General features: G+C 50.9%; 1 rRNA gene. It reads right to left on the bottom strand.

Features of this window, described 5'->3' with window-relative positions:
- Positions 1–21: 21 nt before the first annotated feature.
- Positions 22–2,907 (bottom strand): 23S ribosomal RNA (locus tag DW959_RS13970).
- Positions 2,908–2,951: the final 44 nt, after the last annotated feature.

Genomic DNA, 2,951 nt, shown 5'->3' with positions numbered 1-2,951 from the left:
CCGCTTATCTTTCGAACCTCTCAGGATAAGTCTTCGACCTATTAGTATCTGTCAGCTGAATGCGTTACCGCACTTACACCTCAGACCTATCAACCTCGTAGTCTTCAAGGGGTCTTATTTCTTTAAAGAATGGGATATCTAATCTTGAGGGGGGCTTCACGCTTAGATGCCTTCAGCGTTTATCCCTGCCGGACTTGGCTACTCTGCCATGCTGTTGGTCAACAACAGATACACCAGCGGTCCGTCCATCCCGGTCCTCTCGTACTAAGGACAGCTCCTCTCAAATATCCTACGCCCACGCCGGATAGGGACCGAACTGTCTCACGACGTTCTGAACCCAGCTCGCGTACCGCTTTAATGGGCGAACAGCCCAACCCTTGGAACCTGCTACAGCTCCAGGATGCGATGAGCCGACATCGAGGTGCCAAACCACTCCGTCGATGTGAACTCTTGGGAGTGATAAGCCTGTTATCCCCAGGGTAGCTTTTATCCGTTGAGCGATGGCAATCCCACGTTATACCACCGGATCACTAAGTCCTACTTTCGTACCTGCTCCACCCGTCGGTGTCGCAGTCAAGCTCCCTTCTGCCTTTGCACTCTTCGAATGGTTTCCGACCATTCTGAGGGAACCTTTGAGCGCCTCCGATACCCTTTCGGAGGCGACCGCCCCAGTCAAACTCCCCGTCAGACATTGTCCCCCAGCCGGGTCACGGCTGCAGGTTAGAAACCCAGTACTGTAAGGGTGGTATCCCAAGGTCAGCTCCATGACAACTGGCGTCATCATTTCCTAGCTTCCCACCTATCCTGTACAGACAGTACCGAATCCCAGTATCAAACTGGAGTAAAGCTCCATGGGGTCTTTCCGTCCTGGCGCAGGTAACCAGCATCTTCACTGGTATTTCAATTTCACCGGGTGTGTTGTCGAGACAGTGCCCAAATCATTACGCCTTTCGTGCGGGTCGGAACTTACCCGACAAGGAATTTCGCTACCTTAGGACCGTTATAGTTACGGCCGCCGTTTACTGGGGCTTAAATTCAAACCTTCGCTTGCGCTAAGCTCTCCTCTTAACCTTCCAGCACCGGGCAGGCGTCAGCATATACCTCACCTTTCGGTTTTGCATAGACCTGTGTTTTTGCTAAACAGTTGCTTGGGCCATTTCTCTGCGGCCATATCTCTATGGCACTCCTTCTCCCGAAGTTACGGAGTCATTTTGCCGAGTTCCTTAACAACACTTCTCCCGCCGGCCTTAGGATTCTCTCCTCATCCACCTGTGTCGGTTTACGGTACGGGCACATACAAAACAATAGCGGCTTTTCTTGGCAGCTAGCTCACCAGCTTCGTTACTTATAGTTCACTCCGCATTACGTCTTCTCCTTGCAAGGGGGATTTGCCTCCCTTACGGATACCTCGCTTGCACCGGCTTTTCCATTTCCGGCTCTGGCTTTCTCTCTGCGTCCCCACAGTTCTGTTTGTATGTGGTACAGGAATTTCTACCTGTTATCCATCGACTACGACTTTCGTCCTCGCCTTAGGCCCCGACTTACCCAGGGAAGATCAGCTTTACCCTGGAAACCTTAGATATTCGGCCTTTAAGATTCTCACTTAAATCTCGCTACTCATTCCGGCATTCTCTCTTCTTAACACTCCACTGCTCCTTCCGGTACAGCTTCGTCACGTTAAGAATGCTCCTCTACCAATGTTTTCACATTCCATAGCTTCGGTGGTGTGTTTTAGCCCCGGACATTTTCGGCGCAGGACCTCTCGACTAGTGAGCTATTACGCACTCTTTGAATGTATGGCTGCTTCTGAGCCAACATCCTAGTTGTCTTCGAAATCCCACATCCTTTACCACTTAACACACACTTTGGGACCTTAGCTGATGGTCTGGGCTCTTTCCCTTTTGACTACCCAACTTATCTCGTGCAGTCTGACTCCCGTACATCATCTCTGCGGCATTCGGAGTTTGATAATCTTCGGTAAGCTTTGACGCCCCCTAGGATATTCAGTGCTCTACCTCCGCTAGACTAATACGAGGCTAGCCCTAAAGCTATTTCGAGGAGAACCAGCTATCTCCGGGTTCGATTGGAATTTCTCCCCTACCCACACCTCATCGCCACCCTTTTCAACGGATGTGCGTTCGGTCCTCCATTGCCTTTTACGGCAACTTCAACCTGGACATGGGTAGATCACCCGGTTTCGGGTCTTCTTATACTGACTTTACGTGCTATTAACACTTGCTTTCACTTCGGCTCCGTACCTGAGGTACTTAACCTTGCCAGCACAAGAAACTCGCCGGACCGTTCTACAAAAAGTACGCGGTTCTGCTTTATTCGCAGTTCCACAGCTTGTAAACACAGGGTTTCAGGTTCTCTTTCACTCCCCTCCCGGGGTCCTTTTCACCTTTCCTTCACAGTACTATGCGCTATCGGTCACTGAGTAGTATTTAGCCTTGGAGGGTGGTCCCTCCGCCTTCCCACAAGGTTTCTCGTGTCTCGTGGTACTCCGGATCCTGCTAGGTGTGTTTCAGATTTCATGTACGAGGCTTTCACTCTCTCTGGCGGGACTTCCCAGACCCTTCTACTATCTTCTACACTGCCATATCGCAGTCCATACCCCGTCGTGCACGCACAACGGTTTGGGCTCTTCCGCGTTCGCTCGCCGCTACTTACGGAATCGATGTTTCTTTCTCTTCCTCCGCCTACTTAGATGTTTCAGTTCAGCGGGTTCCCTCCGTATACCTATGTATTCAGTATACGGTGACTGAGGTTTGCTCAGCCGGGTTTCCCCATTCAGATATCTGCGGGTCATCGGATATTTGCTCCTTACCGCAGCTTTTCGCAGCTTATCACGTCTTTCTTCGGCTCTCAGTGCCAAGGCATCCACCCTGCGCTCTTTCTAACTTAACCTTACAGCATACGTAGCTTGATATGCTGTGGTCCGTTGCTATCTT

It is taken from the genome of Clostridium sp. AM46-21 (genome assembly GCF_003480025.1).
Taxonomy (GTDB): Bacteria; Bacillota; Clostridia; order Lachnospirales; family Lachnospiraceae; genus Coprococcus; species Coprococcus ammoniilyticus.
The sequence above is the reverse complement of the archived record's forward strand: the minus strand, read 5'-3'. Positions and strand labels throughout refer to the sequence as shown.